Here is a 23,652-nt window from a genome sequence, read left to right on the forward strand (position 1 = left end):
GCCGCGCCTTCCGCCTGCGGAGGCGGGGGCGGCGGCGCGGCGGCCTCGGCCCTCGGCTCAGGTTTCGGTTCGGCCTTGGGCTCGGTCTTCGGGGCCGCGGCCTGGGCGGCGCGGGCGGCCTCGGCCTCGGCCCGGGCGCGCTCCTCGCGGGCGCGGCGTTCGGCCTCCTGCTGGCGAGCCAGTTCGATGGCGCGCTGGCGGGCGGCGCGTTCCTCGGCCGACAGGCCATCCCCAGCGGCGCCCTGCGGCGCGCGCGGAGCCTGGGGCGCCGAAGACGCGGCGGGCTTGGCGGGCTCGAACACCCGGCGCTCGGCGGCGGACGGCGCGGCGAGATTGCCGCCCGGAGCCACGTGCGGCCGGGCGCGCTTGGTCTCGACGACCACCGTCTTCGTCCGGCCGTGGCTGAAGCTCTGCTTCACCGTGCCCGAGCTGACCGAACCCGCGGCGCGCGGCTTCAGGGTCAGGGGCTGGCGTCCGCCCGGGGCGGAGTTGCGGCCGTTGTTGTTCTCGTCGCTCATGCGCTCGCTTTACTCACCGACCGGGCGGATCCCGGCCATCTCTCAAACGGTCGACGGGCGGAAACCCCTAAGGCTCCCGCTTCGCCTCTTTAGGCTCCTCGCGCCAATCCTCAGGAAGGAGCGGGCAAAAGCCCGACAGGCGCTGGACGTCCTGCGCCCAACGCTCGGCGGCTCGCCCCGCAAGGAAGGCGGTGTGTATCACATTCTCGCCGCCCAAGGCCAAACCCAATTCCTCGGCGGTGAAGAGGCCGACGAGCCGGGGCGGCTCAGGCTGCTTCCGGGCCAGGGCCAGGAGCTTGCGACGGCCGTCGGCGGCGCCGTCGCGCGCCTCGATCAGCCAGGCGGCCTTTCCGGATGAAATCGCGGCGGAGACCTTCTCGAACCCCGAGGTAAGGTCGCCGGCCCGCCGCGCAAGACCCAGCCCCGACAAAAGCCGTGTCCTGAGAAGGCCTTCGACGAGATCGGCGAGGTCCGGCGCCGCCTGCGCCTTGGCCTTGGCGGCGCGGGCGAACAGGCCCTTGCGGGCGGCCGCCGTGACGGACTCGCGGTCGGCGGCGACCCACAGGCCGCGCCCCGGCAGCTTGCGCGCGAGGTCCGGAACCACGTCGCCGCCCGGGCCCACGACGAAGCGGATCAGCGCCGCCTCGTCGCGCACCTCGCCCGACACGATGTCCCGCCGCTCGCGCTCGCGCGTCGCCTCGGCGTGGGTGGCGGCCCTAGGGGCGGTTGTCTCCATGCTGGGCCACCTCCCCCGACCTTCAGGCGTCGCGGGCTTCGCCGGCCATCTCGGCCTCGGCGAGGTCCTCGGCGGTCGGTTCGGCCGCCTCCAGATCCTCGGCCGGCAGTTCCTCGATCTCCTCCGGGGGGGGGGCCTCGACCCAGCCCATGGCCACGCGGGCGCGCATGATCAGGAGTTCGGCGTCCTGGGGATCCAGGCCGAAGCTCTCGAGGATGCCGGGCTCGCGCACGCGCTCGCCGTTCCTGGTCTCGAACCAGCCGCGCAGGTCGTCGGGCACCAGGCCGGCCAGGTCCTCGACCGACTTCACGCCGTTCTCGCCCAGGGCCACGGCCATCGGCAGGGTGATCCCCTCGATCTCGAGCAGGCCGTCCTCGACGCCCAGCTCACGCCGCTTGGCGTCGTACTCGGCGGCTTCCTTCTCCAGGTACTCGCGGGCGCGGGTCTGGATCTCCTCGGCCGTGTCCTCGTCGAAGCCCTCGATGGCGGCGACTTCCGAGCTGTCGACGTAGGCCACGTCCTCGACGGTGGCGAAGCCCTCGGTGACCAGCAGCTGGGCGATGACCTCGTCCACGTCCAGGGCTTCCTGGAACAGGGCCGTGCGTTCGGTGAACTCGCGCTGGCGGCGCTCGCTCTCCTGGCTCTCGGTCATGATGTCGATCTGCCAGCCGGTGAGCTGCGAGGCGAGGCGCACGTTCTGGCCGCGGCGGCCGATGGCCAGCGACAGCTGCTCGTCGGGCACCACCACCTCGACGCGTTCGTCTTCCTCGTCCATCACCACCTTGGAGACTTCGGCCGGCGCGAGCGCGTTCACGATGAACGTGGCGTCGTCCGGGCTCCACTGGATGATGTCGATCTTCTCGCCCTGCAGCTCGGCCACGACCGCCTGCACGCGGGAACCGCGCATGCCGACGCAGGCGCCCACGGGGTCGATGGAGCTGTCGTTCGACACCACCGCCATCTTGGCGCGCGAACCGGGGTCGCGGGCCACGGCGCGGATCTCGATGACGCCGTCGTAGACCTCGGGCACTTCCTGGGCGAACAGCTTGGCCATGAAGCCGCCGTGGGCGCGCGACAGCAGGATCTGCGGGCCCTTGGTCTCGCGGCGGACGTCGTAGATGTAGCAGCGGATCCGGTCGCCGATGTTGAAGTTCTCGCGCGGGATCGACTGGTCGCGGCGCATGATGCCCTCGCCCCGGCCCAGATCGACGACCACATTGCCGTACTCGACCCGCTTGACCGTGCCGTTGACGATCTCGCCGACGCGGTCCTTGTACTCCTCGTACTGGCGCTCGCGCTCGGCGTCGCGGACCTTCCCCATCACCACCTGGCGGGCCATCTGGGTCTGGACGCGGCCGAACTCGAACGGCGGCAGCAGCTCCTCGTAGACCTTGCCCACCACGGCGTCCTTGTCGCGGCGCTTGGCGTCGGCGAGGCGGATGATCCCCGGCGGCTCCTCGAAGGGCAGTTCCTCGCCGGTGTCGGGATCGACGCCGCCGCCGAACTGGGCGTCGTCGGCCACCACGGTCACCACGCGCTTGATGGTGGTCTCGCCGGTCTTGGGATCGATGTGCACGCGGATGTCGTGCTCGGCGCCGTAGCGGGCGCGGGCGCCCTTCTGGATCGCCTCCTCGATCGCCTCGATGACGATCTCCTTGTCGATCGCCTTCTCGCGGGCCACGGCCTCGGCGATCTGCAGCAGTTCAAGCCGGTTGGCGGAGATGCCGGTCAGGCTCATGGGGTCTGTCCCTCTACTCGGAAGTCTGTTGTTCGTCGGAAATGCGGGCCGCGCGCGTTTCGGCGCCCCGCTTCATCAGTTCGTCGGTCAGCACCAGCTTGGCCTCGACGATCCAGGCGAAGGGGACGAGCGCGGTCTCCTCCTCGCCTTCCAGGTCGATGGCCACCTGATCGCCTTCGACCCCGGCCAGCACGCCCCGGAACCGCTTGCGGCCCTCGGCCAGGCGGTCCAGTTCGAGGCGGGCCTCGTAGCCCTCGTAGGTGTCGAAGTCCTTCAGCCGGGTCAGGGGCCGGTCGACGCCGGGCGAGGAGACCTCCAGGGTGTATTCGCCCGAGATCGGGTCGGCGGCGTCCAGCACCTCGGAGACGGCGCGCGACAGGCGGGCGCAGTCCTCGACGTTCATGTCGCCATCCGGACGCTCGGCCATGATCTGCAGCCGCCGCTGGTTGCGCTCGCCTCCCATCAGGCGCAGGCGCACGATCTCGTAGCCCACGGCCTCGGCCACGGGATCGAGCATCTCCAGCAGTTTCAGGTCCTCGGCGGTCTTCCCGCGCATGTCGAGACCCAGGCCTCCGGCAAAGAAAAAAGCGGTCGGGCCGGAGCCCGCCGCTTGAAGGCGCTATCCAGCGCGATCAGCGATGTTGGAGCTGAATATAGCGGCAGAGCGGCGCTCTTGGAAGCCCCGTTGCATTCGGGCTGGTCTGCGCCCGCCGCGTCCCTTGTCAGGAAACGGCGGGCGCAGGGCCATCAGCGCGCCATGGACAGCCGCAGGAACAGGCTGCGCCCCGTCCCCGGCAGGCGCGCGCCCAGGGGCGCGTCCGAGCCGGCGACGCGGTTGTAGCCGGCCAGGTGGTCCGAGTAGCGGCGGTCGAGCAGGTTCTCGACGCCGGCCGAGAGCCGCGCGCCCTCGCGCACCCGCCAGTCGCCGTAGAGGCTGACCACGCCGTAGCCGCCCGTGCGATGCTCGCCATTGGTCCGCGAGACCTTGGCCTGGTCGGCCACGAGCCGGGTCTCGGCCGTGACGCTCCAGGCGTCGGCGTCGTAGCTGAGCGCCGCCGTCAGGCTGGGCGGGGCGATGCGGTAGAGGTTGTCCGACACGTCGCGGCGCTCGCCGCGCACGTACGAGGCCACGGCGTCCAGCCGCCAGCGCGGCGCGAGCTTCACGCCGCCGGCCACGTCGATGCCCCACAGCCGGGCGTCCACGTTGGCGAAGCGCAGCGGGGTGGGATCGCCGCTCATGGCCGCGACCCGCTCCTGCAGCGTGTCGAGCACGCCCGGCGTGGCGTCGAAGGGCACGCCCTGGATGTAGCCGTCCACCTCGCGCACATAGGCCGTGGGCCGCAGGTAGGCGTGATCGCCCGTCCAGTCGAAGCCGGCCTCGGCGATCCAGGCGACCTCGGGATCGAGGCCCATGTCGCCGACGTAGATGTTGCCGTCCGCCAGGCCCCCGCTGGTGTTGCCGGGCAGCCAGCTATAGCGCTCCACATAGCCGGGGACCCGGGTCTTGCGGGCCAGGGTGAGCCGCCAGGACAGGCCGTCGCGCGGCGGCGTCCAGAAGCGGGCCACCGCGTCGACCGTGTCGTCCTCCCGGGCGCGGTCGGCGGCGTTGAAGGCGGCGGCCAGGGCGACCGGGCCGGCGGCGAGCGCGGGACCCAGGACCGCGCGCCCGGCGTCGGCCTCATGGCGGTCGGCGCGCAGGCCGAGCTCGCCCATCACCGGCCCCAGCGCCCCGGTCCATTCGGCGTAGGCGCCGGTCCGGGCCGTCTCCACGTCGGGCAGGCTGGTGACCAGGAAGGCGGGATTGGCCGGCGCCAGGATCTGGACGTTCCGGTCGACCGCCTCCGCGTCGCCGCCCAGGCGCAGGCGCCCGCCGGCCAGCGGGAACGACACCGCGCCCTCGGCCGCCCGGGTCACCGCCTTGGCCAGGGCGTCGCGGCGGTCCATCGGCGAGGCCGGGCCGGGCCTGAGGTTGAAGTTGTCCATGCCGTGGTCGATGCCGGCGTAGCTGGCGGCCGCCTCGGCCTCGATGTCCCCGAACGCGCCCCGCCAGCCCAGGCGGGCGAAGTCGCCGTCGAAGTAGCGGATGTCCATCGGGAACGGCGGGTTGCCGGTGGGGCCGGTGTGCTGGCGGCGCAGGTCCAGCGACAGCTCCTGGCCGTTCGCCCGCGCGCCGGCCGAGAGGCCGTACACACCGCGCTCGTAGCGGCTGGCGCGGATCGTCCCGCCGGGGAACTCGGCGTCCTGGCCCCTGTCATAGGCCCCCAGCAGGTTCAGGCGCCAGGCCTCGCCCGCGGCGCCCGCGATCCCGCCGACCGAGCCGCTGTCGTCGCCCGATCGGGCCTCGGCGGTCAGGTCGTAGCCCGTCCGCACGCCGCCGTCGGTGAAGTCCAGGCGCTTGAAAACCGCGTTCATGCCGCCGGCCAGGCCCGGACCCGCGCGCACCGGGCTCACCCCCCGGTCCACCTCCAGCGCGGCCACCAGCGAGGTCGGCGCGTAGTGGAACGGCGGGTCCATCAGGTTCGGGCCGCCCGAGGCGAACCTCTGGCCGTCCACCCGCAGGTTCAGGCGCGGGCCGAAGAGGCCCCGGTACTGGGCCTGGCCGGAGAGCGCGCCGTTGCCGACCCGGGCGCCGCCGGGGACGCGGGCCAGCAGGGCGGTGGGATCGGGACCTTCGATGGGCGTGGGCGCCACGGCCTCGGCGACGGGGGTCGCCGCGGACGCGCGCGGGGCGGTGACGACGATGACGTCCAGGAGCGGGTCCTGGGTCTCCGCGAAGGCGGCGGCGGGCAGGACGGCGGCGGACAGGAAGGCGGCGGGCGCGACGAACGCGCCCGAGACGAGGAGACGGAGTTTCATGTGCGGTCTTGCGGCGCGCCGACGCCGGCGCGCTCCCCTTTTTTGGTTTCTCGATGCAGGCTGAGGCTCGCGGACCGCGCGGGCGGCCCGGATCAGATCGAGAGGCTGGGGGGTCCGCGGGCCGGCAGCGGCGGCGCGGCGAGGCCGCGGCCGGGGGCCAGGGAGACGGACGGCGCGGCGGCGGGCGCGGCGTAGGCGGCGAACTCCACCGCCACGAAATGGTCGAGGCCCGGCGGCGGAGCGGCGTGCTGGGCGCCGGCGAAGACGCAGGGGCCGTGGTCGGCGGCACGGCCGGCGGGGTCGTCCCCGCGCTCCTGGTCGACGGGCGCGCCCGGATCGACCGTCACCATGCCCTGGGCCGTGCAGAGGACCAGCGGGAAGGGCATGTCGTTGACCGGCCGCGCCACCATGAAGCCCGGCGGCACGAGAACCTTGATCGCCACGGCCAGGCAGGCGAGCGCCAGCCAGAGGCGGGCGAAGGTGCGGCAATGGCGCGCGGCGGAGGTCACGGAGTGCGTCCTACAGCAGAGCTGCGCGTCCTGCCCTGCGACGATCAGTCCATCTGCGCGATGGGGCCCTCGGCCTCGATGCGGTATGCGCCGCGACATCGGGCCTTCAGCGCGCCGCAGGCGCGGGAAGCGGTCCTTAGCATCCCATCCTCCGTCTCCGACGTTCGGCGGACCTTTACTCAAGGCGGGACTTCCCCCACAGAGCCGCCCTCTCCCTTTGTGTGTCCTCGCGAAAGGCCAGCTCCCCATGGACCTCTCCAAGATCCCGGTCGGTGAGAACCCGCCCTACGACGTCAACGCCCTGATCGAGATTCCGCAGGGCGGCGAGCCGGTGAAGTACGAGATCGACAAAGACTCCGGCGCGATCTTCGTCGACCGGTTCCTGCACACCGCCATGTTCTATCCCGGCAACTACGGCTTCATCCCGCACACCCTGGCCGACGACGGCGACCCGATGGACATCATCGTGGTGGGCCCGACGCCGGTGGTGCCCGGCGCCATCATCCGCGCCCGCCCGGTCGGCGCGCTGATCATGCGCGACGAGGCCGGCGGCGACGAGAAGATCCTGGCCGTTCCGGTGGACAAGCTGCACCCGTTCTACGCGGGCGTGGATTCCTGGCGCGCCCTGCCCTCGATCCTGACCGAGCAGATCGCCCACTTCTTCAAGCACTACAAGGACCTGGAGAAGGGCAAGAGCGTGGACATCGTCCGCTGGGCCGATCCTGAAGAGGCCGCCGACCTGATCCGCGCCTCGATCGAGCGCTACGAGACGGAGGCCTAAAGGCCCCCGTCCCAGCCAGGCTCAGCCGGCCCGGTCCAGCAGGACCTCGGCGATCTGCACGGCGTTCAGCGCCGCGCCCTTGCGCAGGTTGTCGCCCACGACGAACAGGGCGAGGCCGTGTTCGACCGTCGGGTCGCGCCGGATGCGGCCGACGTACACCGGATCCTGGCCCGTCGCGGCCAGCGGGTTCGGCGCGTCGGCCAGCACGACGCCCGGCGCGGCGGCCAGCAGCGCCGCAGCCTGCTCCACGGAGACGGGCCGCTCGAACTCGGCGTTGATCGACAGCGCGTGGCCGGTGAACACCGGCACGCGGACGCAGGTCCCCGAGACCGGCAGGCCCGGGATATCCAGGATCTTGCGCGTCTCGTCGCGCAGCTTCACCTCCTCCTCGGTGTAGCCCTCCTCGGCCAGGCGGTAGTTCAGCGGAACCACGTTGAAGGCCAGCGGCGCGACCCACTTGGCGGGCGGCGGGAAGGTCACGGCCCCGCCGTCCCGCGCCAGGCCTTCCATCTCGGCGCCGGCCGCGCGGACCTGTTCGGCCAGCTCGCGGATGCCCGCGACGCCTGCGCCCGAGGCGGCCTGGTAGGTGGAGACCACCAGCCGCTTCAGGCCGGCGGCCTCGTGCAGCGGCCTCAGCACCGGCATGGCGGCCATGGTCGTGCAGTTCGGGTTGGCGACGATGCCCTTGGGGATGTCGGAGAGCGCGTGCGCGTTGACCTCGGAGACCACCAGCGGGACCTGCGGGTCGCCGCGCCAGGCGGACGAGTTGTCGATCACCACCGCGCCCGCGGCCGCCACCCGGGGAGCCAAGGCGCGCGACGCCTCGCCGCCGGCCGAGAAGAACACGATGTCGAGGCCCGCGTAGTCTGCGCTCCCGGCGTCCTCCACCACGAACTCGCCACCCCTGAACGGCAGGCGCGACCCCGCCGAGCGGGGCGAGGCGAACAGGCGCAGCTCCGAGAGCGGGAAGTCCCGTTCGGCCAGCAGCTCGCGCATCAGGCCGCCGACCAGGCCGGTGGCGCCGACGACGCCCACGCGGGGCGGACGGGAGCGGGAAAATCGGGAAGTCGTCTCGGAAGTCATCTCAGGCGTCTCCTTGAGGTCGCGGAGGCGCGGGGACCAGCCGGTGAGATGGGAAGTGGCCGCCCCGCGCTTCGGCGGGGCTTGATCCAGATGCTCGCTGTCAGACCTTGCGCGCACCGGCCAACGCCCCGCCGAGGCGGGTCGTTTTGCGGGTAATCGTCAGGGTCGGGGCGAAAGACATCGCGGCGCTGTCTAGCCGGGCCGCCGCACGAAGTCCAGGAACACCGGGGCGCAGTCGCCCAGGCGCTTCTCCTCGTAGCGGGTGGTGACGTGGTCGGCCGGCGGGACCCGCCAGTCGTCGGCGCGGTGGGCGGTCCAGTCGAACCGGCCGTCCTTCAGGATGCGCTCCAGGCTCCAGTCCACGTAGTCGGCCCAGTCGCTGGCGAAGCGGAGCCTGCCGCCCGGCTTCAGCACGCGGGCGAGCTCGGCCACCGTGTCGGCCTGGACCAGGCGGCGCTTGTTGTGGCGGGCCTTGGGCCAGGGGTCCGGGAACAGGATGAACACCCGGTCGAGGCTGGCGTCGGGCAGGCGCGCGATCAGCTCGCGCACGTCGCCGTCGTGGACGCGGACGTTCGTGAGACCCTGCTCATCGATGTGGCGGAGCGCGCTCGCCACCCCGTTCTGGAAGGGCTCGGCGCCGATCAGCAGGACATCGGGCCGGCGCGCGGCCTGGGCGGCCATGTGCTCCCCGCCCCCGAAGCCGATCTCCAGCCAGGCCTCGGCCGCGCCGGGCATGAGCGCGCGCGGATCGAAGGGCCCGGCCGGCGGCCGCAGCGACGGCAGCAGGGTGTCCATCAGCGCGGCCTGCCGCGGCTTGATGGCGCGCGACTTCAGCCGGCCAAAGGACCGGAGCGGCGGGTGGGGGGCGGTCATGGCGCGCGCTTTAGCGCCCCTCGCCGGGTCAGGCCAGCTTGCGCAGCTCTTCCACGAGGTCGGTCCGCTCCCAGGAGAAGCCGCCCTCGTTGTCGGGCTGCCGGCCGAAGTGGCCGTAGGCCGCCGTGCGGGCGTAGATCGGCCGGTTGAGGCCCAGGTGCTCGCGGATGGCCCGGGGCGTCGCGCCGCCGATCATCTCGGGCAGGGCCAGCTCCAGCTTGGCCGGGTCGATCTCGCCGGTGCCGTGGGTGTCCACGTAGAAGCTGAGCGGCTCGGCCACGCCGATGGCGTAGCTGATCTGGATGGTGCACTTCTTGGCCAGGCCCGCGGCCACGACGTTCTTGGCCAGGTAACGGCAGGCGTAGGCGGCCGAACGGTCCACCTTGGTCGGGTCCTTGCCCGAGAACGCGCCGCCGCCGTGCGGGGCCGCGCCGCCGTAGGTGTCGACGATGATCTTGCGGCCGGTGAGGCCGGCGTCGCCGTCCGGCCCGCCGATCTCGAAGCGGCCCGTCGGGTTGACCAGCCATTTGGTCTTCTTGGTCAGCAGGCCCTCGGGGAAGACCGCCTCGACGTAGGGGCGGATCACCTCGGCGACGCGCTTGGGCGTGGCGATGTGCAGGCCCAGGCGCTTCTTGTGCTGGGTCGAGATGACGATCTTCAGCACCTCGACCGGGCGGCCGTCCTCGTAGCGGATGGTCACCTGGCTCTTGGCGTCGGGCTCCAGCACCGGGCACTCGCCCGAGTGGCGCACCTCGGCGAGGCGCTTCAGGATGTTCTGCGAGTACTGGAGCGTGGCCGGCATCAGCTCGGCGGTCTCGTCGCAGGCGTAGCCGAACATGATGCCCTGGTCGCCGGCGCCCTCGTCCTTCTTGTCGGAGGCGTCCACGCCCTGGGCGATGTGGGCCGACTGCTCGTGCAGGAAGCAGGCGTACTTCGCCTTCTGCCAGTGGAAGCCCTTCTGCTCGTAGCCGATGTCCTTCACCGCGGCGCGGACCTTGGGCTCCAGCGACTTCACGATCTCCTTGGTGAGCGCCTTGTTGTCGGCCTTGGAGCCGCCCGGACGCCCGGCGCGGACTTCGCCGGCCAGCACGATGCGGTTGGTGGTCACCAGGGTCTCGCAGGCCACGCGGGCCTCGGGCTCGACCGCCAGGAAGGCGTCGACGACGGTGTCCGAGATGCGGTCGGCCACCTTGTCGGGATGGCCCTCGGACACGGCCTCGCTGGTGAAGATGTAGTTGGAACGGCTCAAGACGCTTAGCTCCAGGACGTGGGGCCGCGCGGACGCGCGCGGCCGGTCATCAGGTCGCCAAAGCCTATAAAGAAATCTTTATGTCCCAACAAGCGCCGCCAAGGAACCTTGGGGCGCCCGGTGTCAGGCGTCGACGGTCTCGCGGGCCTCGGCGAGCGTGCGGACGAGATCGAGGATCTTTCGCCGCACCCGGGGATGACGGACCCGCGGGAAGGCCTGAGCCAGCTCCAGCCCCTCGTGGCTGAACAGGAAGGCCTGCACGGCGCCGGCGTGGCCGTCGAGCTCGGCTTCCGCCGGCTCGGCCAGGCCTTCGTAGAAGTAGGAGATCGACGTCTTCAGCGCCCGGGCCGTTTCCCAGAGCTTCGAAGCGCTCACGCGGTTGGTCGCGCGCTCGTACTTCTGCACCTGCTGGAAGGTCAGGCCGATGGCCTCGGCGAGGCGCTCCTGGCTCATCCCCAGTTCCTTGCGGCGCATGCGGATGCGAAGGCCCACGTGGCGGTCGACCGGGTTGGGGCCGTCGTGCTCGGTGTCGTAAAACGTCGTCATGCCGAAAGGGCATACTGAAGCTTGGAGAAATCGCAACAGCCTCAGCGTGCGTCAGATCACCACGCGCGCCGCGCGTGCTCGCCCAATAGGCTTGATCAAGGCGGCGATCGCGGAAAGGGCGAGCATGCCGAAGAAGCCCAGGTCGCCATGGCGGCTGTAGGGCGTGGGCGGAAGGGCGGACGGCAGGCGCGCATCGATGACGCCCAGTTCGCCCAGGCCCAGCCGGGCGGCGGGCAGCACCCGGCCGTAGGCGTCGATCACCGCCGAGACGCCGGTGGGCGTGGAGCGCACGATCGGCAACCCCTCCTCGATGGCCCGGTAGCTGGCGATGTTCAGGTGCTGCAGGGGCCCGGAGGTCCGGCCGAACCAGGCGTCGTTCGAGATGTTGAGGATCCAGGTGGGCCGAACGCCCTCCCGCGCCGCCTTCTGGGCGAAGCCGGGGAACAGCGCCTCGTAGCAGATCAGCGGCTGCACGGGCGGCGCGCCCCACGGCGCGATCGGCCCGGGCGGCGGGCCGGCGCTGAAGTCCTCGGGCATGTGGACCAGGCTGCGGACGCCGAGCCGGGTCATGGCCTCGCCCAGGGGCAGGTACTCGCCGAACGGCACCAGGCGGTGCTTGTCGTAGACGCCGGTGACCCGCAGGCCCTCGTTCTCGCGCCGGAAGGCCACCAGGCTGTTGTAATACTTCACGTCGCCGCCGGGGACGGCCTCGGCGCGGTTGGCCCCCATCAGCAGGGTCTGGCCCTCGGCCAGGGTGTCGCGGAGCAGGGGGCCGTAGAGCGAGCCGGGCGCCAGCAGGTCGTCGATCACGGCCGGCAGGGCGCCCTCGGGCCAGACGACGATGTCGGGATGGGCCGCTCCGGGCTTGCGGGTGAGGCCGGCGTAGGCGTCGAAGATCAGCCGCAGGTTCTCGGGCTTCCACTTGTCCTTCTGGTCGATGTCGGCCTGGACGATGCGGATCAGGGGCGCGTCGGCGTCGGGATTGGCCGGCGCCGCATCGGCGCCGCGCAGACGGACGGCGCCGTGGCCGTACAGGCCTGCGAGGAGAGCGAGGCCGAGGGCCCCGGCGGCGATCTTCTGGACCTGCGAGGTCTTCAGCGCGAAGACGGCCGGCGCCACGCCAATCGCCAGGGTGACCCACGACAGGCCGTAGGCGCCGACCAGGGCCGCGGCCTGCGACGGCGCCGAGCCCGCGCGCCAGGCCTCGCCCGGCAGGTCCCAGGGGAAGCCCGTCAGGACGTGGCCGCGCAGCCACTCGAGCCCCGCGAAACACCCCGCGAAGACCAGGATCTTCCAGGCGCCCTCCGGCCGCAGGACCCGATAGGCGAGGCCGGCGAGGCCCCAGAACAGCGCCAGTCCGCCCGCCAGGAAGACGAGGCCGAAGGGGGCCATCCAGCCGTGGACCCGCACGTCCACCAGGAACGGCTCGACGATCCACCAGACCGAGACGGCGAAATAGCCCAGGCCCGCCAGCCAGCCGCGGAAGAAGGCCGACCGCAGCGGGCGGCCGCTGTCGGCCTCCAGCGACAGCAGCACCACCGCGAAGCCCAGCAGGCCGGGCAGCACGGCGAAGGGCGGATGCGCCAGGCCGGCGGCCAGGCCCGCCAGCAGGGTCCAGAACCTCAGGAGCCAGCCCGGCCGCAACACGCCCCGGTTCACCCCCAGGATTCCGCTCACGCCTGCGCCCGAGGGGTGGACGACGGGCTGGATTGGGGCGCGGATTGCGTGGCGGAGCGGGCGCGGCGCACGCGGACGCGCTTCACACGGCGCGGGTCGGCGGCCAGGACCTCGATCGAATAGCCGTCGGGATGCTCGATCAGCTCGCGACGCTGCGGCACGCGGCCGGCGAGCGCGTTCACCAGGCCGGCGACGGTCTCGATCTCCTCGTCCAGGTCGGCGGGGGCCAGGTCGACGCCGTTCCCGATGGCGTGCTCCAGCTCCTCCAGCGGGGCGCGGCCGTCGGCGATCCAGCCGTCGTCGTCCTCGACGATGGGCGCGAAGCCGGCGTCGGCCTCCTCGTCGTGCTCGTCGGCGATCTGGCCGACCAGCTTCTCCAGCAGGTCCTCCAGGGTGACGAGGCCGTCGGTGCCGCCGAACTCGTCGATCACCAGGGCCATGTGGGTGCGCCGCGCCCGCATCAGGGTCAGCAGCTCGGCGGCGGCCATGGACGGCGGCACGTAGAGCACCTTGCGGACGATCTGGTAGCGGCCCTGCAGGATCTGGTCCTCGGGCTTGGGCTTGCGGCTCTTGCGCGCCAGCAGCCGGAAGACGTCCTTCACGTGGACCACGCCCACCGGCTCGTCGAGCGTCTCCTTGTAGACCGGCATCCGGCTGTGCTCGGCCTCGACGAAGCGGGCCACGAGCTGGGCGAAGGTGCAGGAACGGTCCACGGCGACGATGTCGGCCCGGGGCTTCATCACGTCCTCGACGCGCAGCGTCTGGAAGACGCGCGCCTGGCGGACCAGCTCGCCCGCGGTCTCGGTGTCGGGTTCGCCCCCCTCGTCGGCCGCCGCCTCGGCGGGGCCGCGGAAGAAATCGACGAGGCCCATCAGCCCGCGACGGCGGCGCGGGCCGGGCCTACTCGAAGGATCGGGGTCAGTCATGCTCTCCCTCGCCAGCCGCATAGGGGTCGGGAACCCCCAGTCCAGCCAGCACGACACGTTCGAGGCCTTCCATCACCTCGGCCTCATCTTCGCTCATGTGGTCGTATCCGAGAAGGTGCAACACGCCATGCACGACCAGATGCTGCAGGTGATGCGAAAGCGGCTTGCCCTGCGCGTCGGCCTCGCGGGCGCAGACGCCGAAGGCCAGGGCCACGTCGCCCAGGTGCCGCTCGGGGTTCGGCGGGGCGGGGAACGACAGCACGTTGGTCGCCGCGTCCTTATCCCGGAAGCGGGCGTTCAGCTCGCGCACCGCCGCGTCATCGGCGAGCAGCAGGGTGACGCCCTCGCCGTCCGCGCCTTCGCTCGCCAGCGCGGCCTCGGCGGCTTGGCGGACCAGGGCCTCGGCGTCAGGCAGGGCCGACGTCCAGGCGGCGTCCTCGACCTCGATGTCGATCAAGACGGCCGTCCGCCCCGCTGGCGCGCCGCGTCGGCGTCGTAGGCGCGCACGATCCGCTCCACCAGCGGGTGGCGGACCACGTCCTCTGACGAGAAGCGCACCACGCCGATGCCTTTCACGTCCTCCAGCAGGCCGACCGCGTGAGCCAGGCCCGAATCGAACTGGTTCACCAGGTCGATCTGGCTCGGGTCGCCGGTGATGACCATGCGCGCGCCCTCGCCCAGCCGCGTCAGCACCATCTTCATCTGCAGGCGCGTGGCGTTCTGGGCCTCGTCCACGATGATGTAGGCGTGACTGAGCGTGCGGCCGCGCAGGAAGGCGATGGGGGCGACCTCGATCTCGCCCTTCTCACGCCGGCGGCGGAGCTGGTCGGCGCCCAGGATGTCGGTCAGGGCCTCCCAGACCGGAGCCATGTAGGGATCGACCTTCTCGGTCAGGTCGCCCGGCAGGAAGCCCAGGCGCTCGCCGGCCTCGACGGCCGGGCGCGAGACGATCAGCCGGTCCACCTCGCCGCGCAGCAGCAGGCCCGCGCCATGGGCCACGGCCAGGAAGGTCTTGCCCGTGCCGGCGGGGCCCAGGCCGAACACCATCTCGCACTTGGCGAGCGCGTCCAGGTACTTGGCCTGGGTCGCGGTCTTGGGCGCCACCTGCCCGCGGCGCCCCACCGGCAGGGCCCCGGGGGCGGCGCCCGAGCCGGTGCGCACCTGGCCGATGGCCACGCGGACGTCGGCCTCGCCCACCTCCAGGCCCTGGTCGGCGCGCTCGGCGATGGCGTGGACAGCCTTCTTGGCCAGGCCCCGGCTCTTGGCGTCGCCGCTCAGCGACACCCCGCCGCCGGGCGTCTCCACCAGGACCCCGAAGGCGTCCTCGATCAGGGCCGCGTGGCGGCTGTTCGCGCCCGCGACCGCGCGGACGGCGGCGTCTGACAGGGCGATGAATTCGGGCGCGCGGCTCACCCCGTCTCCAGTTCCGGCACGCCGGCCAAGACCCCGGCCAAAACCCCGGCGAGGCTGTTGCGGCCGCCGCTCTCCACCTTCACCGGAACGATCTGGCCGAGCAGTCGATCCGGCGCGGTCACATGCACCGATTGCAGATAGGGGCTGCGGCCCACGAGCTGGCCCGGATGGCGGCCGGGCTTCTCGAACAGCACCGGCAGGACCTTGCCCGCCTGGGCGGCGTTGAAGGCGAGCTGCTGCTCCGCCAGCAGCGCCTGCAGACGCTGGAGCCGTTCCTCCTTGACCTCCTCGGCCACCTGGCCCGGCAGGGCGGCGGCGGGCGTGCCCGGACGGCGGGAATATTTGAACGAGAAGCAGGCCGCGTAGCCCACCTCGCGGACGAGCTGGAGCGTCGCCTCGAAATCGGCCTCGCGCTCACCCGGGAAGCCCACGATGAAGTCGCCCGAGATGGCGATGTCCGGCCGCGCGGCGCGGACCTTCTCGATGACCTTCAGGTAGCCTTCGGCGGTGTGGGCGCGGTTCATGGCCCGCAGGATGCGGTCCGAGCCCGCCTGCACCGGCAGGTGCAGGTAGGGCATCAGCTCCGGCACCTCGGCGTGGGCGGCGATCAGCGCCTCGTCCATGTCGCGCGGGTGGCTGGTGGTGTAGCGGATGCGGTCGAGGCCGGGGATCTTCGCCAGGCGCCGGACCAGGCCGGCCAGTCCGCCCCCTTCGCCGCCCCCGCCGTCATAGGCGTTGACGTTCTGCCCCAGCAGGGTGACCTCGCGCACGCCCTTGCCGGCCAGCGCCCGGGCTTCGGCCTCGATGGCCTCCGCAGGCCGGCTCCACTCGCCGCCCCGAGTGTAGGGCACGACGCAGAAGGTGCAGAACTTGTCGCAGCCCTCCTGCACGGTGAGGAAGGCGGTGACGCCCGTCGGCCGGCGATCCGTGGAAAGGACGTCGAACTTCTCGTCGGGGGCGAAGTCGGCGGCCAGCCGCTCGCCGCGGGCGCGGTGGGCGCGGGCGATCAGTTCGGGGAGCTGGTGATAGGCCTGGGGTCCGACCACGAGGTCCACGGCGGGCTGCCGGCGCATGATCTCCTCGCCCTCGGCCTGGGCGACGCAGCCGGCGACGGCGATGGTCATGGCCTGGCCCTCGGCCCGGCGGGCGTCCTTCATCCGCTTGATCTGGCCGAGCTCGGAATAGACCTTCTCGGTGGCCTTCTCGCGGATGTGGCAGGTGTTGAGCACCACGAGGTCGGCCGCCGCCGGATCGTCGGTCACGCCATACCCCAGCGGCGCAAGGACGTCGGCCATGCGCTCGCTGTCGTAGACGTTCATCTGACAGCCGTAGGTCTTGATGTAGAGGCGCTTGGCGGGCGCTTGCTCGGACATGGCGGGTTTATGGGGTTCCGCCGGGGCCGGCGCAAGTTTCGCTCCCCGCGCGGGGGCCGGCTATTCCTCGATCGGCATGCCGTAGAGTTCGAGCCGGTGGTCCACCAGCTTGTAGCCCAGCTTGCGGGCGATGGCCTCCTGCAGGGCCTCGATCTCGGGATCGACGAACTCCACCACCTTGCCGGTCTTCATGTCGATCAGGTGGTCGTGGTGATCGCCGGAATGTTCCTCGTACCGCGAGCGGCCGTCGCGGAAGTCCAGGCGGTCGATGATGCCCGCCTCCTCGAACAGGCGGACGGTCCGATAGACGGTGGCGATCGAGATGTGCGGGTCCACGGCGTGGGCCCGCCGGTGCAGCTCCTCCACGTCGGGGTGGTCGGTGGCCGCGGACAGCACGCGGGCGATCACCCGGCGCTGCTCGGTCATGCGCATGCCCTTCTCCAGGCAAAGCTTCTCGATACGATCCACGGCTCGGCTCCGGCTCTCTTCCGTAAGGATAGGTCTACTGATGCGGCGACGTAAGGTCGAGCCGCATGACCAAGGCGTCGGCGCGTCCCGCCGCGCCGCGGTCGTAGTAGGCTCTCCGAAGGCCGGCGCGGGCGAACCCCAGACCTTCGTAGAGGGCCACGGCTGCGGCGTTGTCGACGTCCACCTCGAGATAGGCCCAGTTGGCGCCCAGTTCGCGCGCCGTCCCCAGGGCGGCGGCCATCAGGGCCTTGGCGATTCCGCGGCGCCGCGCCCAGGGCGGCACGGCCAGGGTCAGGATCTCGGCCTCGCCGGCGATGGTCCGGCAGAGGACGACGCCGGACGGATCCTCGCCGTCGGCCAGGAAGCCGAACACGCCGGTGGAGGCCAGCAGGTCGCGGAAGGCGGCCTCGTCCCAGGGCCGGTCGAAGGCCTGGGCGTGGGCCGAGGCCATGGCGGGCGCCTCTTCGGGGGTCGCGGGGACGAGCTTCATGCCGGAAGCTTGGCGTCGGGCGCGCGCAGGTAGAGCGGCTTCAGCGGCCCGGGCGCCCGCGCGGCCGCCAGGGCGGCCACCTTGCGGGCGTCGCAGCCTTCGGGCGTCAGCAGGACTGCCCCCAGGACGGCGGGCGCCAGCAGCGGCGCGCCCGACCCCACCAGGGTCAGCGGACGGCCCATGGCAAGCTCGGCCAGGCGCGCGGCGGCGACCGGCAGCGGGACCGCATCCGGCGCCATCAGCGGACGGCCCGCGTCGAAGACCTGCAGATAGAGTTGGTCGCGGCGCGCATCGACGGCCGCGGCCACCAGGCCCGTGGCCTCGGCGGCCAGGGCCTCCAGGGCCCCCACCCCGGCGGTCTCGGCGCCCAGGGCGGCGGCCAGGCCCTTGGCGAAGGCGATGCCCACCCGCAGGCCGGTGAACGATCCCGGCCCCACGGTCACGCCGACGCGCCCGATCGCCGAGAACGGCAGGCCGGCCTCGGCCATCACGGCCTCGGCCATGGGCGCGAGGTGCTCCTGGTGGCCCCGGGCCATGACCTCGCGGGCGTGCGCGACCACCCGCTCGCCGTCGAGCACGGCGACCGAGCAGGCGTTCAGGCAGGTGTCGAGCCCCAGGACGATCATCTGCGGGTGGGGTAGCCGATCGGCCCGGGCGCGGGAAGGCTCACCCGGCGGTCTGCTCGACCCGGGTCACTTCCGGCACGTAGTGCTTGAGCATGTTCTCCACCCCGGCCTTCAGCGTGGCGGACGAGGACGGACAGCCCGAGCAGGCGCCGCGCATGTTCAGCCACACGACGCCGGTCTCGACGTCGAACCGGTGGAACAGGATGTCGCCGCCGTCCTGGGCCACGGCCGGGCGGATGCGGGTGTCGAGCAGGTCCTTGATCTCGGCGACGATCTGGGCGGTCTCGCCCTCGTAGACGCCCTCGTCGTGGCCGCCGGCCTCGGCGCCCTCCTCGGCGAACAGGGGCCGGCCCGAGGTGAAGTGGTCCATGATGGCCGCCAGCACCGGCGCCTTCAGGTGGGGCCAGTCGAAGGACGGGTGCTTGCCCACCGTGAGGAAGTCGGGGCCGAAGAACACCCGCGTGACGCCCTCGATGTCGAAGATGTCGGCGGCCAGCGGCGAGGCGGCGGCCTCGTCCGCCGAGCGAAAGTCGCGCGTGCCCTCGCCCAGCACCGTGCGGCCGGGCAGGAACTTCAGGACCTCGGGGTTCGGCGTGGCTTCGGTCTGGATGAACATGGGCCAGATGTGGCGTCCGACGCGGCCAGGCGCAAGCCGCTAGGCGAGGTCGGCGATCTCGTCGTCGGTGAGGTCGCCCGGCACGATGGTGATCGGCACCTTGCGGTCGCCCCAGCGGACCCCGTCCTTGGCGATGGAGGAGACGAGCGGCCCGGGGCCGCGCCCGCCGACGGCGGCGGCGACCACCAGGATCTTGATGTCCTCGTCCTCGGTCAGGACCTGCTTGAGGGCGGCCCGCACGCTGTCGGCGTTGACGATCAGGAATTCGGGCGGCAGGCCGGTCTCGGCCAGGACGCGCTCGGCGCAGTCCTGGAGGTCCTCCTCGGCCTCCTGGCGCTGCTGGCGCTCGATCTCGTCGCGGACGCCCGACCAGTGCTCGAAGACGGCGGGCTCAATCACCCGAAGCAGGGCCACGTGCCCGCCCGTCGACCGCGCGCGGCGGCAGGCGAACCGCAGGGCCGCCTGGAACTCCGGCGAGTCGTCGGCGACGACCAGGAACTTGCGCTTGCTGCTCATGGGTAGCCCTTCCTGGGTCCGAACGTGGCGCGGGCCGCGACGCGACGCAATCTCTTCGAGACCGCCTTTACCTCCCCCGCGAAGCGGCGGGGGAGGCAGGTTCACCCCGCCCAGTAGCCCACCAGGCGCTTCACCTCGGCCATCACCGGCACGGCGATCTCGCGGGCCCGGCCGGCGCCCTCGGCCAGGATGCGGTCGATCTCGGCCGGATCGGCCAGCATGCGGCGCATCTCCCCGCCGATCGGAGCCAAGACCGAGACGGCGAGGTCGGCGAGCTTCGGCTTGAAGGCGCCGAAGCCCTGGCCGGCGAACTCGGCCAGCACCTCGGCGTCGGTCTTGCCCGCCAGCGCGGCGTAGATGCCGACCAGGTTGCGGGCCTCGGGCCGGCCCTCCAGGCCCGCGACGGTGTCGGGTAGAGGGTCGGGATCGGTGCGCGCCTTGCGCACCTTGGCGGCGATGGCGTCCGCGTCGTCGGTCAGGTTGATCCGCGACTGGTCCGAGGGGTCCGACTTGGACATCTTGGCCGACCCGTCGCGCAGGCTCATCACCCGCGCGCCGGGGCCCTGGATCAGCGGCTCGGGCAGGGGGAAGAAGCCCGGCGCGGCGAAGTCGTTGTTGAACTTCTGGGCGATGTCCCGGGTCAGCTCCAGGTGCTGCTTCTGGTCCTCGCCCACGGGCACGTGGGTGGCCTTGTAGATCAGGATGTCGGCCGCCTGGAGCACCGGGTAGGTGTAGAGGCCCACGCTGGAGCGCTCCTTGTGCTTGCCGCTCTTCTCCTTGAACTGGGTCATCCGGTCGAGCCAGCCGAGGCGGGCGACGCAGTTGAACACCCAGGCGAGCTCGGCGTGCTCGGGCACCGCCGACTGGGCGAAGATGCTGGCGACCTTGGGATCGAGGCCGGTCGCCAGGTAGGCGGCGGCGATCTCGCGCACCTGCTGCTTCAGCTTCGCCGGGTCCTGCCACACGGTGATGGCGTGCAGGTCGGCCACGAAGATGAAGGTCGGGAACTGGTGCTGGATGCGGGCGAACTTGGCCAGCGCGCCGAGATAGTTGCCCAGGTGCAGGTCGCCGGACGGCTGCACGCCGGAGAGCACGCGTTCGGGGCCCGCGTAGGGGGCCGGAGCTTGGTCGGTCATGGATTCAGGCTTCTGGAAGGAATGGACGTGCGGGCGCAAGGCCCGAATGGACGGGTCAGCGGGTCAGCGCCATCGCCAAGTCTGCAAAGCCATGGCAGGCGAATAGGCCGGGACGCGGCTCAGGGCAAGTCCGCGGCGCGCGGGGCGGTGTCGCCCTTGCGACGGCGCAGCAGGGCCCTGGCCTCGGCCACCGTCACCCCGCCGAACGAGAACAGCAGCACCGGATAGAGGGCCAGGCCCGCGGCGCTGAGCGTCAGGACCACGATCTCCTTGGCCGGCAGGCCGCGCAGGGGCGCCTCCAGAACGGCGTGGAAGTGGGCGGCCACAGCCAGCAGCCCGCCCATGACCAGGCTGGCGGCGGCGACCCGGCCGACCTTGAAGATCGCCGTGGCCGAGGGCCGGTAGACGCCGCGGCGGCCGAGCGCGGTCCACATCTGGAGGACGCTGATCCAGGCCGCGATGCTGGTGGCCGCCGCGATGCCCCAGAAGCCCACGGTGTAGAAGAGGGTCACGCCCAGGACGACGTTCACCCCCACCGAGATCAGCGAGACGCGCATGGGGGTGCGCGTGTCCTGTCGGGCGAAGAAGGCGGGCTGCAGGATGCGCAGCAGCACGAAGGCCGGCACGCCCCAGCCGTAGTGGAAGAGGAGCTGGCCGGTGGCCACGGCGTCGGCGCGCACGAACTCGGCCCGGGTGAAGAGGCCGTCGATCAGATAGACCGGCATGGCCATGAGCGCGGCCGCCGCCGGCAGGCTGAGCGCCAGCGCCCAGACGAGGCCCTGGTCCATGGCGGTCTGGGCGTCGTCGTGGTCCTCCTTCTGGAGGGCGGTGGAGAGCCTGGGCAGCAGGGTCACGCCGATGGCCACGCCCACCAGGCTCATGGGGAGCTGGTAGAGCCGGTCGGCGACGTTCATCCACACCCGAAGGCCGTCCACCTGCGACGCCAGGATGCCGGAGATGAAGATGTTGATCTGGGTGGCCGAGTTGGCGATGGCGGCGGGGACCGCCAGCCGGATCATCTGCTTCATCTCGGGGGTGAGGCTGGGCCGCACCAGCCGGATGCGGCCGCCGGTGCGGCTCGCGCCCCACCAGCACAGGCCTGCCTGGCCGACACCGGCGATCACCACGCCGATCGAGGCGGCGTAGGCGGCGCGCACCGGATCGTGCTGCGGCAGCACCACGGCCAGCATCACGGCGTTCAGGATGGTGGGATAGAAGCCCGAGACGATGAACCGCCCATGGGCGTTCAGCACGCCCGAATAGAGCGCCGCGATCGCCATGCACGGCAGGTAGGGCATGGTGATCTGGGTGAGCACGATGGCCAGCTTGAACTTGGCCGGATCGTCCGCGAAGCCCGGGTTGATGACGTACATCAGCCACGGCATGGCGAGCTGGCAGAGGATGGTCAGGCCCACGGTGGCGGCGGCCACGGTGGCGAGCGCGTCGGCGGCGTAGCGGTCGGCCGCTTCCTCGCCCTCGGCGGCGAGCTTGCGCGAATAGCTGGGGACGAAGGCTGCGGCGAACGCGCCCTCGGCGAAGATGCGGCGGAACAGGTTCGGGAAGGCCAGCGCCGTGTAGTAGGCGTCGGCCGCGATGGTCTGGCTGGCGCCCAGCCTCGCGGTGATCACCAGGTCGCGGGCCAGGCCCATCACCCGGCTGACCAGGGTCAGCCCCGCGAAGATCGCGGACGAGCGGATCAGGCCGCCCTTCTTCTGCGGGGTCTCGCGCGGGGTGTCGCTCACGGGGTGTTGGTCGGCTGAGTGCGGGCCGCCGTCAAGCGCGCTCGCGGCGGGGCGGCTTGCCGCCCTTGGGGGGCGGACCACGCCGGGGCCCGCCCTTGGGGGGCTGTCCCTTATGCGGCGGTCCCTTGCGGGACGGCGGGCCCTTCCCCGGCGGACGGGCCGGACGCTCGCCCGGCGGGCCGGAGGGCTCGACACGCATCTCGGCCCGGTCGTTGGAGGCCACCGCCTCGCGGAAGCGGGCCTCGGCCTGCGGGCTGATCTCGAACTTGGTCTCGCGGTCGAAGATGCGGATCTGGCCGATGTCCTTCTTGGTCACGTGGCCCAGGCGGCAGATCAGCGGCACCAGCCACTTCGGGTCGGCGCTCTGCGCGCGGCCGACCGGCAGCCGGAACCAGACGCCGTCGCCGACCATGACGTTGGGCTCGCGCGGCGGACGCTCGCGCGGGCCGGCCTGGCGTTCCGGGACCTGCTCGAACATCTCTTCCGGCTCGGGCAGGCGGGCGCGATAGAGGCGAACGAGGGCGGCGGCCACGGCCTCGGGCGCGCGGCCTTCCAGCACCTTGCGCGCCAGGGCCAGGTCCTCGTCGGACGGGGCCTCGGTGAGGATCGGATCCTCCAGCATCCGCGCCTGGTCGCGCTCGCGGATCTCCTCGGCGGTGGGGGCGCCGGACCACTGGGCCTCGACGCCGGCGGCGTTCAGCAGCATCTCGGCCTTGCGGCGGCGCGTGTAAGGCACGAGCAGGACCGAGACGCCCTTGCGCCCGGCGCGGCCCGTCCGGCCGGAGCGGTGCAGCAGGGCGGCCTTGTTCACCGGCAGCTCGGCGTGGATGACGAGGCCCAGGTCCGGCAGGTCGAGCCCGCGCGCCGCCACGTCGGTGGCGACGCAGGCCCGGGCGTGGCCGTCGCGCAGGGATTGCAGGGCGTCGGAGCGCTCCTTCTGGCCCATCTCGCCCGACAGCGCGACCACCGGGAAGCCGCGTTCGCGCAGGGCGCCATAGAGGTGCCGCACCGCCTCGCGGGTGGCGCAGAAGATCAGCGCGCTGGGGGATTCGAAGTAGCGCAGGATGTTGACGACGGCGTTCTCGAGCTCGTTCGGCGCCACGCGCACGGCGCGGTACTCGATATCGCCGTGCGGCTGGTCCCGGCGCACCGTGTCGATCCGCACGGCGTCCTGCTGGTAGCGGCGGGCCAGGGCGACGATGTCCTTGGCGAGCGTGGCCGAGAACAGAAAGGTCCGCCGGGCAGGCGGGGTCGCGTCGAGGATCTCCTCCAGGTCCTCGCGGAAGCCCAGGTCCAGCATCTCGTCGGCCTCGTCGAGCACCGCGACCCTGAGGCCCGAGAGGTCGAGATTGCCCCGCTCCAGATGGTCGCGCAGGCGCCCGGGGGTGCCGACGACGATGTGGCAGCCGGCGGCCAGGGCCCGCTGCTCGCGCCGGGCGTCCATGCCGCCGACGCAGGTGACGATGCGCGCGCCCGCCTCGGCGTAGAGCCATTCCAGCTCGCGGGCGACCTGCAGGGCGAGCTCGCGGGTGGGGGCGATGGCCAGGGCGAGCGGGGCGGCCGGCGCCTCGAACCGCTCGGCCTCGCCCAGCAGGGCGGGTGCGGCGGCCAGGCCGAAGGCCACGGTCTTGCCCGAGCCGGTCTGGGCCGAAACGAGCAGGTCGCGGCCGGCCTCAGCCTCCAGCACGGCGGCCTGTACGGGGGTCGGCTCGGCATAGCCGCGTGCGGCGAGGGCCCGGGCGAGCGCCGGGTGGGTGTCGGGGAAGGGCATGGGGTTCCT

General features: G+C 72.3%; 24 protein-coding genes. 1 reads left to right on the forward strand and 23 read right to left on the reverse strand.

Annotation, left to right across the window (positions count from 1 at the left end; all coding sequences use genetic code 11):
- The 6 genes from ACK4TT_RS10685 to ACK4TT_RS10710 all read right to left on the reverse strand — a co-directional run.
- On the reverse strand, nucleotides 1-518 hold a 518-nt coding region (locus tag ACK4TT_RS10685; protein ID WP_410212973.1), incomplete at its 3' end, for an IF-2-associated domain-containing protein.
- Between the two features lie 67 nt (nucleotides 519-585).
- Nucleotides 586-1,254 (reverse strand): RNA-binding protein, encoded by a 669-nt coding sequence (locus ACK4TT_RS10690; protein WP_409640394.1) that lies wholly within the window; start codon nucleotides 1,252-1,254, stop codon nucleotides 586-588.
- 22 nt (nucleotides 1,255-1,276) lie between these two features.
- Entirely contained in the window at nucleotides 1,277-2,992 is a 1,716-nt protein-coding gene (gene nusA / locus ACK4TT_RS10695) for a transcription termination factor NusA (RefSeq protein ID WP_409640391.1), read from the reverse strand.
- Nucleotides 2,993-3,005: 13 nt separating this feature from the next.
- Complete coding sequence (gene rimP, locus ACK4TT_RS10700; RefSeq protein WP_409640388.1) at nucleotides 3,006-3,548, reverse strand: ribosome maturation factor RimP; 543 nt, start codon at nucleotides 3,546-3,548, stop codon at nucleotides 3,006-3,008.
- 191 nt (nucleotides 3,549-3,739) lie between these two features.
- A complete protein-coding gene (locus ACK4TT_RS10705) occupies nucleotides 3,740-5,848 on the reverse strand; it encodes a TonB-dependent receptor (RefSeq protein ID WP_410212974.1) in 2,109 nt (702 codons plus the stop codon).
- Between the two features lie 92 nt (nucleotides 5,849-5,940).
- On the reverse strand, nucleotides 5,941-6,357 hold the full coding sequence (locus ACK4TT_RS10710) for a DUF2946 family protein (RefSeq protein ID WP_409640382.1): 417 nt from the start codon (nucleotides 6,355-6,357) through the stop codon (nucleotides 5,941-5,943).
- A gap of 247 nt (nucleotides 6,358-6,604) precedes the next feature.
- Between ACK4TT_RS10710 and ppa the strand changes: the two genes are divergently transcribed.
- Nucleotides 6,605-7,138, forward strand: a complete 534-nt coding sequence (gene ppa / locus ACK4TT_RS10715; protein WP_409640379.1) for an inorganic diphosphatase — start codon at nucleotides 6,605-6,607, stop codon at nucleotides 7,136-7,138.
- 21 nt (nucleotides 7,139-7,159) lie between these two features.
- Here the strand turns inward: ppa and ACK4TT_RS10720 are convergent, their stop codons facing one another.
- The 17 genes from ACK4TT_RS10720 to ACK4TT_RS10800 all read right to left on the reverse strand — a co-directional run bounded on the left by ACK4TT_RS10720 (nucleotide 7,160) and on the right by ACK4TT_RS10800 (nucleotide 23,643).
- Nucleotides 7,160-8,221: an aspartate-semialdehyde dehydrogenase gene (locus ACK4TT_RS10720; protein WP_409640376.1), complete on the reverse strand. Its 1,062-nt coding sequence runs from the start codon at nucleotides 8,219-8,221 to the stop codon at nucleotides 7,160-7,162.
- 192 nt (nucleotides 8,222-8,413) lie between these two features.
- Entirely contained in the window at nucleotides 8,414-9,094 is a 681-nt protein-coding gene (gene trmB / locus ACK4TT_RS10725) for a tRNA (guanosine(46)-N7)-methyltransferase TrmB (protein WP_409640373.1), read from the reverse strand.
- A 28-nt stretch (nucleotides 9,095-9,122) separates the two neighbouring features.
- Nucleotides 9,123-10,343: a methionine adenosyltransferase gene (metK, locus tag ACK4TT_RS10730; protein ID WP_409640371.1), complete on the reverse strand. Its 1,221-nt coding sequence runs from the start codon at nucleotides 10,341-10,343 to the stop codon at nucleotides 9,123-9,125.
- Nucleotides 10,344-10,466: 123 nt separating this feature from the next.
- The gene (locus ACK4TT_RS10735) at nucleotides 10,467-10,889 is read right to left on the reverse strand and encodes a helix-turn-helix domain-containing protein (protein WP_409640368.1); all 423 of its coding nucleotides are present in this window, start codon (nucleotides 10,887-10,889) and stop codon (nucleotides 10,467-10,469) included.
- A 51-nt stretch (nucleotides 10,890-10,940) separates the two neighbouring features.
- On the reverse strand, nucleotides 10,941-12,548 hold the full coding sequence (lnt, locus tag ACK4TT_RS10740) for an apolipoprotein N-acyltransferase (RefSeq protein ID WP_409640406.1): 1,608 nt from the start codon (nucleotides 12,546-12,548) through the stop codon (nucleotides 10,941-10,943).
- Between the two features lie 14 nt (nucleotides 12,549-12,562).
- Nucleotides 12,563-13,492, reverse strand: coding sequence for a hemolysin family protein (locus ACK4TT_RS10745; RefSeq protein ID WP_409640365.1), 930 nt, complete (start codon nucleotides 13,490-13,492; stop codon nucleotides 12,563-12,565).
- On the reverse strand, nucleotides 13,485-13,949 hold the full coding sequence (gene ybeY / locus ACK4TT_RS10750; RefSeq protein WP_409640362.1) for an rRNA maturation RNase YbeY: 465 nt from the start codon (nucleotides 13,947-13,949) through the stop codon (nucleotides 13,485-13,487). The genes ACK4TT_RS10745 and ybeY overlap by 8 nt, the downstream gene beginning before the upstream one ends.
- Nucleotides 13,946-14,905 carry a PhoH family protein gene (locus tag ACK4TT_RS10755; protein ID WP_409640359.1) on the reverse strand — a complete coding sequence of 320 codons (960 nt, stop codon included), beginning with the start codon at nucleotides 14,903-14,905 and terminating at the stop codon, nucleotides 13,946-13,948. Before ACK4TT_RS10755 ends, ybeY begins: the two co-directional genes overlap by 4 nt.
- Nucleotides 14,902-16,278, reverse strand: a complete 1,377-nt coding sequence (gene miaB, locus ACK4TT_RS10760; RefSeq protein WP_410212975.1) for a tRNA (N6-isopentenyl adenosine(37)-C2)-methylthiotransferase MiaB — start codon at nucleotides 16,276-16,278, stop codon at nucleotides 14,902-14,904. The genes ACK4TT_RS10755 and miaB overlap by 4 nt, the downstream gene beginning before the upstream one ends.
- A gap of 60 nt (nucleotides 16,279-16,338) precedes the next feature.
- Entirely contained in the window at nucleotides 16,339-16,746 is a 408-nt protein-coding gene (locus tag ACK4TT_RS10765; protein ID WP_409640353.1) for a Fur family transcriptional regulator, read from the reverse strand.
- A gap of 34 nt (nucleotides 16,747-16,780) precedes the next feature.
- Nucleotides 16,781-17,236 carry a GNAT family N-acetyltransferase gene (locus ACK4TT_RS10770; protein WP_409640350.1) on the reverse strand — a complete coding sequence of 152 codons (456 nt, stop codon included), beginning with the start codon at nucleotides 17,234-17,236 and terminating at the stop codon, nucleotides 16,781-16,783.
- Nucleotides 17,233-17,859: a tRNA (adenosine(37)-N6)-threonylcarbamoyltransferase complex dimerization subunit type 1 TsaB gene (tsaB, locus tag ACK4TT_RS10775; protein ID WP_409640403.1), complete on the reverse strand. Its 627-nt coding sequence runs from the start codon at nucleotides 17,857-17,859 to the stop codon at nucleotides 17,233-17,235. Before tsaB ends, ACK4TT_RS10770 begins: the two co-directional genes overlap by 4 nt.
- Before the next feature lie 43 nt (nucleotides 17,860-17,902).
- The gene (locus ACK4TT_RS10780; RefSeq protein WP_409640347.1) at nucleotides 17,903-18,478 is read right to left on the reverse strand and encodes a NifU family protein; all 576 of its coding nucleotides are present in this window, start codon (nucleotides 18,476-18,478) and stop codon (nucleotides 17,903-17,905) included.
- A 39-nt stretch (nucleotides 18,479-18,517) separates the two neighbouring features.
- A complete protein-coding gene (locus tag ACK4TT_RS10785; protein ID WP_409640344.1) occupies nucleotides 18,518-18,994 on the reverse strand; it encodes a universal stress protein in 477 nt (158 codons plus the stop codon).
- Nucleotides 18,995-19,095: 101 nt separating this feature from the next.
- The gene (trpS, locus tag ACK4TT_RS10790) at nucleotides 19,096-20,130 is read right to left on the reverse strand and encodes a tryptophan--tRNA ligase (RefSeq protein ID WP_409640342.1); all 1,035 of its coding nucleotides are present in this window, start codon (nucleotides 20,128-20,130) and stop codon (nucleotides 19,096-19,098) included.
- 119 nt (nucleotides 20,131-20,249) lie between these two features.
- Nucleotides 20,250-21,872, reverse strand: a complete 1,623-nt coding sequence (gene murJ, locus ACK4TT_RS10795; RefSeq protein ID WP_410212976.1) for a murein biosynthesis integral membrane protein MurJ — start codon at nucleotides 21,870-21,872, stop codon at nucleotides 20,250-20,252.
- 31 nt (nucleotides 21,873-21,903) lie between these two features.
- On the reverse strand, nucleotides 21,904-23,643 hold the full coding sequence (locus ACK4TT_RS10800; protein ID WP_409640336.1) for a DEAD/DEAH box helicase: 1,740 nt from the start codon (nucleotides 23,641-23,643) through the stop codon (nucleotides 21,904-21,906).
- Between the last annotated feature and the right edge of the window lie 9 nt (nucleotides 23,644-23,652).

It is taken from the genome of Phenylobacterium sp. (assembly GCF_046463815.1).
Taxonomy (GTDB): Bacteria; Pseudomonadota; Alphaproteobacteria; order Caulobacterales; family Caulobacteraceae; genus Phenylobacterium.

Bases quoted from the DNA above. Each gene is read 5' to 3' on its own strand.
- ACK4TT_RS10690 (WP_409640394.1), bottom strand. From the start codon at position 1,254: ATGGAGACAACCGCCCCTAGGGCCGCCACCCACGCCGAGGCGACGCGC.
- nusA (WP_409640391.1), bottom strand. From the start codon at position 2,992: ATGAGCCTGACCGGCATCTCCGCCAACCGGCTTGAACTGCTGCAGATC.
- rimP (WP_409640388.1), bottom strand. From the start codon at position 3,548: ATGCGCGGGAAGACCGCCGAGGACCTGAAACTGCTGGAGATGCTCGAT.
- ACK4TT_RS10705 (WP_410212974.1), bottom strand. From the start codon at position 5,848: ATGAAACTCCGTCTCCTCGTCTCGGGCGCGTTCGTCGCGCCCGCCGCC.
- ppa (WP_409640379.1), top strand. From the start codon at position 6,605: ATGGACCTCTCCAAGATCCCGGTCGGTGAGAACCCGCCCTACGACGTC.
- ACK4TT_RS10720 (WP_409640376.1), bottom strand. From the start codon at position 8,221: ATGACTTCCGAGACGACTTCCCGATTTTCCCGCTCCCGTCCGCCCCGC.
- trmB (WP_409640373.1), bottom strand. From the start codon at position 9,094: ATGACCGCCCCCCACCCGCCGCTCCGGTCCTTTGGCCGGCTGAAGTCG.
- ACK4TT_RS10735 (WP_409640368.1), bottom strand. From the start codon at position 10,889: ATGACGACGTTTTACGACACCGAGCACGACGGCCCCAACCCGGTCGAC.
- ACK4TT_RS10745 (WP_409640365.1), bottom strand. From the start codon at position 13,492: ATGACTGACCCCGATCCTTCGAGTAGGCCCGGCCCGCGCCGCCGTCGC.
- miaB (WP_410212975.1), bottom strand. From the start codon at position 16,278: ATGTCCGAGCAAGCGCCCGCCAAGCGCCTCTACATCAAGACCTACGGC.
- ACK4TT_RS10770 (WP_409640350.1), bottom strand. From the start codon at position 17,236: ATGAAGCTCGTCCCCGCGACCCCCGAAGAGGCGCCCGCCATGGCCTCG.
- ACK4TT_RS10780 (WP_409640347.1), bottom strand. From the start codon at position 18,478: ATGTTCATCCAGACCGAAGCCACGCCGAACCCCGAGGTCCTGAAGTTC.
- ACK4TT_RS10785 (WP_409640344.1), bottom strand. From the start codon at position 18,994: ATGAGCAGCAAGCGCAAGTTCCTGGTCGTCGCCGACGACTCGCCGGAG.
- trpS (WP_409640342.1), bottom strand. From the start codon at position 20,130: ATGACCGACCAAGCTCCGGCCCCCTACGCGGGCCCCGAACGCGTGCTC.
- ACK4TT_RS10800 (WP_409640336.1), bottom strand. From the start codon at position 23,643: ATGCCCTTCCCCGACACCCACCCGGCGCTCGCCCGGGCCCTCGCCGCA.